Origin of the sequence: Pseudomonas sp. GD04091, assembly GCF_029836165.1 — a bacterium.
In the GTDB taxonomy this organism is placed as follows: domain Bacteria; phylum Pseudomonadota; class Gammaproteobacteria; order Pseudomonadales; family Pseudomonadaceae; genus Aquipseudomonas.
This window is the reverse complement of record NZ_JAOEBG010000043.1, coordinates 1-6,138: the sequence shown is the minus strand read 5'-3', so window position 1 is coordinate 6,138 and position 6,138 is coordinate 1. Positions and strand designations below refer to the sequence as shown.

Annotated in this window: 4 protein-coding genes and 5 tRNA genes; 2 read left to right on the top strand and 7 right to left on the bottom strand. The window is 63.3% G+C overall.

The window, feature by feature from the left end; translation table 11 throughout:
• Positions 1 to 2,906: RHS repeat-associated core domain-containing protein (locus N7422_RS26725; RefSeq protein WP_279809340.1), on the top strand; the 2,906-nt coding region annotated here is incomplete at its 5' end.
• An 87-nt stretch (positions 2,907 to 2,993) separates the two neighbouring features.
• Here the strand turns inward: N7422_RS26725 and N7422_RS26720 are convergent.
• The 5 genes from N7422_RS26720 to N7422_RS26700 all read right to left on the bottom strand — a co-directional run bounded on the left by N7422_RS26720 (position 2,994) and on the right by N7422_RS26700 (position 3,551).
• Positions 2,994 to 3,069: transfer RNA gene (locus tag N7422_RS26720), tRNA-Gly, on the bottom strand.
• Between the two features lie 82 nt (positions 3,070 to 3,151).
• A tRNA-Gly gene (locus N7422_RS26715) sits at positions 3,152 to 3,227 on the bottom strand.
• 3 nt (positions 3,228 to 3,230) lie between these two features.
• A tRNA-Glu gene (locus N7422_RS26710) sits at positions 3,231 to 3,306 on the bottom strand.
• Between the two features lie 91 nt (positions 3,307 to 3,397).
• Positions 3,398 to 3,473 (bottom strand) — tRNA-Gly (locus tag N7422_RS26705).
• Between the two features lie 2 nt (positions 3,474 to 3,475).
• Positions 3,476 to 3,551, bottom strand: a tRNA-Glu gene (locus N7422_RS26700).
• A gap of 367 nt (positions 3,552 to 3,918) precedes the next feature.
• On the opposite strand from N7422_RS26700, the gene N7422_RS26695 reads away from it, so the two are divergent.
• Positions 3,919 to 4,686: a hypothetical protein gene (locus N7422_RS26695; protein ID WP_279809339.1), complete on the top strand. Its 768-nt coding sequence runs from the start codon at positions 3,919 to 3,921 to the stop codon at positions 4,684 to 4,686.
• 41 nt (positions 4,687 to 4,727) lie between these two features.
• Here the strand turns inward: N7422_RS26695 and N7422_RS26690 are convergent, their stop codons facing one another.
• Together N7422_RS26690 and N7422_RS26685 are read right to left on the bottom strand one after the other, a co-directional pair.
• Positions 4,728 to 5,210 carry a GAF domain-containing protein gene (locus N7422_RS26690; RefSeq protein ID WP_279809338.1) on the bottom strand — a complete coding sequence of 161 codons (483 nt, stop codon included), beginning with the start codon at positions 5,208 to 5,210 and terminating at the stop codon, positions 4,728 to 4,730.
• On the bottom strand, positions 5,211 to 6,098 hold the full coding sequence (locus N7422_RS26685; RefSeq protein WP_279809337.1) for an ATP-binding protein: 888 nt from the start codon (positions 6,096 to 6,098) through the stop codon (positions 5,211 to 5,213).
• Positions 6,099 to 6,138: the final 40 nt, after the last annotated feature.

The window sequence follows — 6,138 nt, the reverse complement described above, 5'->3', positions numbered from 1 at the left end:
GGGCCGAGCAGCGTCTGACCAATGCCCATGGCGTCTGCACCACCACCGTGGTGGACGGGCTGTCACGCACGGTGACACAACAGCGCGACCACATCGACGACAACGAGCCGACCCGTGCGTTCGAGATCCTGGCGACCGACTATGACGCCTTCGGCCGCCAGCTCATCGAAACCCAGACCGATTACCTGCCCGACTACGCCCTCGACAACGCCAGCATGCTGCAACCGCTATGCCTGACGCGCCGCTTTGCCTACGACGAATGGGGCAACCTAAGCCGCACGACGGAGCCTGACGGTGTCGAGGTGCACGAGCAGACCAATCCCCTTGGCCATGCCCGGCACGAGGGCCCCGTGCAACGCACCTGGCGACAGACCGCCGGTGCCGACCGGCTGATCAGCGGCCTGCGCGAGACGTGGTTCACCCCCTTCGATGAACCCGAGCATATCCTGCGCTTCGATGCCGACGGGCGGGAACTGGCCAGGCAGGTCTTCAGCTACGACGGCCTCGGCAACCTGCGCACTCAGGTCAACGAGCAGGGCGACGCCACGCATCATCACTATGACGCCTGGAATCGCCTCACCAGTACCGAACGGCCTGACCGGGCAAAAGTGGACAGGCGCTATGCGGCCCATAGCAGCAGCGAAGTGGCAACCCGCATTTCGGTGACACCCGCCACCTCGGCATCCCCGATCATCCTGGGCGAACAGGTACTCGACGGGCTGGAACGCCCCGTCGAGCTCAAGGTCGGCAAGCAACGCGAGACCCTGGCCTACAGCGACGGCAGCACGCTCCCCGCCAGCCGCAGGACCGCGGCCGGCGACGAAGTCAGATACCACTACGCGCCCAACCTGACCCAGGCACCGGTGCGCACCGAAATCGACGACGACGTGAGTGATTTCGACTTTCATCCCAGGAGCGCGCGCCTGATCCACGCCAGCAACCATGAGGGAAGCCAACGCTACGAGTACGACGTGAACAATCGCTTGAGTGCCAGGCACTGGATCAATGAGGACGGCACTACCTACAGCATTGCCCAGGCCACGTCCTTGCAGGGCCGGCAAACTTCGCAGACCCTCGCCAGCGGGTTGGAAAAGCGTACCGAGTACGACGAATTCGGACGCCCTTCCCTGACCCGGCAAGGCGACCTGCAGGCAGCGTTCGCCTACGATCGGCTCGGCAGGCCGCGGAGCACCGTCACCCAAGACCTGGTCGGGCAAACGACACTGACCACGACGATCGATTACGACGACCAGGACCGCGAGATCCTGCGCACCTTCGAACACGTCGGCCAGCCGACCCAGACGCTGGAGCAAGGCTGGGGCCTGGATGGCCTGTTGGCGTCCCGGCATCTGCGCCAGGGTTCGACGAGCCTGCTGGAAGAAACCTTCACCTACGATAAGCTCGGCCAGTTGACCCAGCACACGTGCGCCGGCACACAGTTGCCCAAGGACAGGCAAGGCCGCGAGATCCTGGGCCAGCACTTCACGTACGGTGCCTTCCACAACATCGAGCGCTGCGAAACCCGTTTCAGCGACACGTCCACCGAAACCTTGCGCTTCACCTACGAAAACGACGACCCCTGCCAACTCACGGCGGTCAGCTTCGACCCGCCTGCCGCCAGGCCAGCGGTTGCCCTTGTCCACGATGCCAATGGCAACCTGCTCAACGATCACCTCGGGTTCCAGATGCGCTATGACAAGCGCAGCCGCCTGCTATCGGTCAATGCCCCCGATGGAAGGCTGCTCTGTGAGTATCGCTACGACGCCCATGGCCAGCTGCACGCTCTTGGGCATGCCGACGGCACGCAAACCCGTCTGGTCTTCCAGGACAACCGACTGAGCGTGGCCATTCGCGATGCGTTGCAGACCTCGATCCTTTACGACCAGGATCGCCCGTTGGGCCAGCAGCAAAGCGGGGGCGCCGACGCGACCTTGCTGTTGCGCTGCAACGCCAGCCAGAGCGTGATCGCCGAGAGTCAGGGCCAGAACCTGCGTCAGGCATCCTACGGGGCCTACGGTGAACGCACGGACGCTCATCCACTGAAATGCCTGCTTGGCTACAACGGCGAATTCGTCGACCCGGACACAGGCTGGTACCTGCTCGGCCAGGGCTATCGGGCCTACAACCCGGGATTGATGCGCTTCCAGGGCCCGGACGCGCTCAGCCCATTCGAAGCGGGCGGCCTGAACCGCTATGCGTATGTCGCAGGCAATCCGATCGGTCTGCGAGACCCGACCGGCCGCTACTTCCAGTTGAGCCAGACACCGGAAAACTATGCGGCAATGGGGGCGGGACGGTCGATGCTCGGCGCCATCTTCAGCTTCATTCTCGGAGCCATCATGACGGTGGTCGCGACAGTGGCCACGGTCCTTACCGCAGGCGCGGCGGCCCCGTCGATCGGCGCCGCGGTCGGCTTCATCGCAACCGCTTCCGCCGCGTCCGGAACCCTGGTCAGCGTCGCCGGCGCCAGCGCCGGTCTGGTGTCGACGGTATCTCAAGGCATTGGTATGTTCGCCAACAACCCCCTGGCCTTGAAGATCGCCGAGTACTCCGGTTATGTGTCAATGCTCAGCGTGCTCAATCCAGGCCTTGTCACCAAATCCGTGGCCCAATGGATGCGCGTGGCCGCCAACCCGGCTAACTCGCCAGCGTTGCCTCGCATGCTGCAAGCCGGGATACAGGGTTTGATGCAACGGGCGCCAGGTACGGCGGCGGCAGCCGGTTCTTCCAGCTTCGTTGCACGAGCTGCCACAACCCTGGCAGGAGCAAGCACCGCCCCCACGACGCCGCGCAGGGCAATCAGGCCGGGCAATTCGTCTACGCCCATCGCCAACTCACGCGTGACGAGCCAGGCCAGCGCCAGGGCCGAGGAACCCGTCGCCTCGTCGATGCGAGTGCGGGAATGAGGCATTGAACGTGCTCTGCAATACATTGTGCGATGCGTTCTCGCGAGCAAAAAAAAACGCCACTTCAATGAAGTGGCGTTTTCGATTTGGAGCGGGAAACGAGACTCGAACTCGCGACCCCGACCTTGGCAAGGTCGTGCTCTACCAACTGAGCTATTCCCGCAGGGTGAAGCTTTACCGCATGTGGCGTGAAGCGCCATCAAGGCCTTCACCACCTGCACCGCCATAAGCGATGCCTTTCAAACTGGAGCGGGAAACGAGACTCGAACTCGCGACCCCGACCTTGGCAAGGTCGTGCTCTACCAACTGAGCTATTCCCGCAAATGGCGTCCCCTAGGGGACTCGAACCCCTGTTACCGCCGTGAAAGGGCGGTGTCCTAGGCCACTAGACGAAGGGGACAAACCCGACGCATTCAGCGCACCAGAGCATGAACCTCACGATTCAGCCTGGATTTTCTTTTCCTGCCCTGGCGAAGCAGTGCCGGAGAAACTGGAGCGGGAAACGAGACTCGAACTCGCGACCCCGACCTTGGCAAGGTCGTGCTCTACCAACTGAGCTATTCCCGCATTGGCGTCCCCTAGGGGACTCGAACCCCTGTTACCGCCGTGAAAGGGCGGTGTCCTAGGCCACTAGACGAAGGGGACACGGCTACAACATTCACTCCCTGCCGCGCTTCGCTGTGTGCTTTACGCTGCAAGTGGCGCGCATTCTATGGATGCCATGGAAAGCCGTCAACCCCTTTGTAGAAATTTATTTAAATCAATGACTTCCCGCCTTCACACAGGCTGATGCAGGATGCGTCCGGGGATTGGCGTTGATTTTCTGACGGCGGCTCGGCAAGCTCATGGCCAAGCGCCACCACCCTGCAGGAATCGAGGATCTGGCCGATACAGATCCCTGTGGCGACCGTGTCGGCTTCTTCACGCTTCCGCCCGGCTGCACTGTTCGCCTCCGGGCGAACTCACTACACTCCAGACAGATGCAAAACTTCTTCATGATGAGGCGTTAACGGTGACACCACTTCTGATCACCCTGCTCATTGTTGCGGGTATCGCGTTACTGATCGTGATCGGCTACCTCAACAATGTGGTCGAAAACGGCAAGCTCGAACGCGCACGGCTCAAGGTCGAACTGGCCGACCGCCTGCGCCGCTGTGGCGAAATCACCGAAACCTTCCCGGGCCAGTTCATGACGCCCGCGCTCAAGTTGCTGCTGACCCGCCTGGAACTGAACCTCAACCAGCGCCAGCTGGCCCTGGACAAGCACAGCAGCGACATCAAAGCACGCATCGCCGAACTCGAGGGGCTGATCGCCCAGGGTGAGCGGATTCCGGTGAACAACCCGCCCGCGCCGATCCAGACCGAGGTCAAGGCCAAGGACGTACGCTTCCTCCTGGAGCTGCTGCACAACCAGATCGTGCGCGCCACCCAGGAAGGCTTCCTGGCCACCAACGAGGGCAAGTACTGGGTCAAGGAAATCCGCCATATCCTGGTGCTGCTGCATATCGAGTTCTTCAACAACCTGGGCCAGCAGGCCCTGCAGCAAGGCCAGCCCGGCCAGGCGCGCCTGGCCTTCGAGCGTGGCGTGCAGTACCTGCGCAAGCAGCCCGAGCCCAAGCAGTATGAAGAGCAGCTGACCTACCTGGAAAAACTGCTGGCCCGGGCCAATGCCCAGGTGCTGGACCAGATGGAACCTGCCGAGAACGACGAGAACGCGCTGACCCAGGGGCTCAAGACCGATGAGGATGAGACCTGGAAGAAGAAGGCGATCTACGACTGATCTGGATGAAGAAAGGGGCCTGTACAGGCCCCTTCTTCATTTCAGCAATCGCTCAATTCCAGGAAGATCGCCGCCAGGCGCTCCAGTCCTGCCTGATCGGCTTCGCTGAAACGCGCGAGCTTCGGGCTGTCCAGATCGAGCACACCGATCAACCGCCCCGCCTTGACCAACGGAATCACCAGCTCGCTGTTGGACGCGCTGTCGCAGGCGATGTGCCCGGGAAACGCGTGCACGTCCTCGACCCGCTGGGTCGTGCGCGTGGCCGCCGCGGCACCGCACACGCCCCGGCCGAACGGGATGCGCACGCACGCCACCTGGCCCTGGAACGGGCCAAGCACCAGCTCTTCGTTGCGGTTCAGGTAGAAGCCGGCCCAGTTCAGGTCGTCCACCTGGTGGTAGAGAAAGGCCGAGAACTGCGCGGCATTGGCGATGAAGTCACGCTCGTCGGCGAACAGCGCCTGCACTTGCGCGGCCAGCAGGTCGTAGCCATCGAGGCCCTGGCCACTGGCATTGAGGTCGATCATTTATTTCTGCTCCAGCAATTGCAGCCCGACCCAGTAGCGGGCGAACTGATAGGCACAACGGCCATTACGGTTGCCGCGGCCGGTGGCCCAGCGCACGGCGAGGATGTCCAGGGCTTCGTCACGCTGCCAGCGCAACCCGGCCGGGCGTGCCAGCTGGCCGATCCAGTGCTCGACCACGTTGAGGAAATGCTCCTGGGAGAACGGGTAGAACGACAACCACAAGCCGAAACGGTCGGACAAGGCGATCTTGTCCTCCACCGCCTCGTTGGGATGCAGCTCGCCGTCGACCATCTTCCAGTTCTCGTTGTCGCTCTGCTTCTCCGGCACCAGGTGGCGGCGGTTGGAGGTGGCGTACAGCAGCACGTTGTCCGGGGCCTGCTCCAGCGAGCCGTCGAGCACGCTCTTGAGCACCCGGTAGTCGCCCTCCCCGGCCTCGAACGACAGGTCGTCGCAGAACAGGATGAAGCGCTGGTCGAGTTCCTGCAGCTGCTCGACCACCCGCGGCAGGTCGGCGAGGTGGTCACGCTCGATCTCGATCAGGCGCAGGCCCTGGCCGGCATGCTCGGCAAGCAGCGCGCGCACCAGCGACGACTTGCCGGTGCCGCGCGAGCCCCACAGCAGGGCGTGGTTGGCGGGCATGCCGTTGATGAACTGGTGGGTGTTGCGGCCCAGCTGTTCCCGTTGCTGGTCGACGCCGATCAGGTCGGACAGGCGGATGTCGAGGCTGACCTCCAGCGGCATCAGGTAGCCGCTACGGCCGTCGCGCTGCCAGCGGGCGGCCAGGGTGCGGGTCCAGTCGATGTCCGGGCGGGGTGCGGGCAACAGGGGTTCGAGGCGGGCGAGGACCGATTCGGCGCGGTCGAGGAAAGCATTGAGACGGGCGTCCATGACGACTCCTATTGATTTCAGTTTTTTGGGGCCGCTGCGC

Coding starts and splice junctions, on each gene's coding strand:
- N7422_RS26690 (WP_279809338.1), bottom strand. CDS start 5,210: ATGATCGACCTCAATGCCAGTGGCCAGGGCCTCGATGGCTACGACCTG.
- N7422_RS26685 (WP_279809337.1), bottom strand. CDS start 6,098: ATGGACGCCCGTCTCAATGCTTTCCTCGACCGCGCCGAATCGGTCCTC.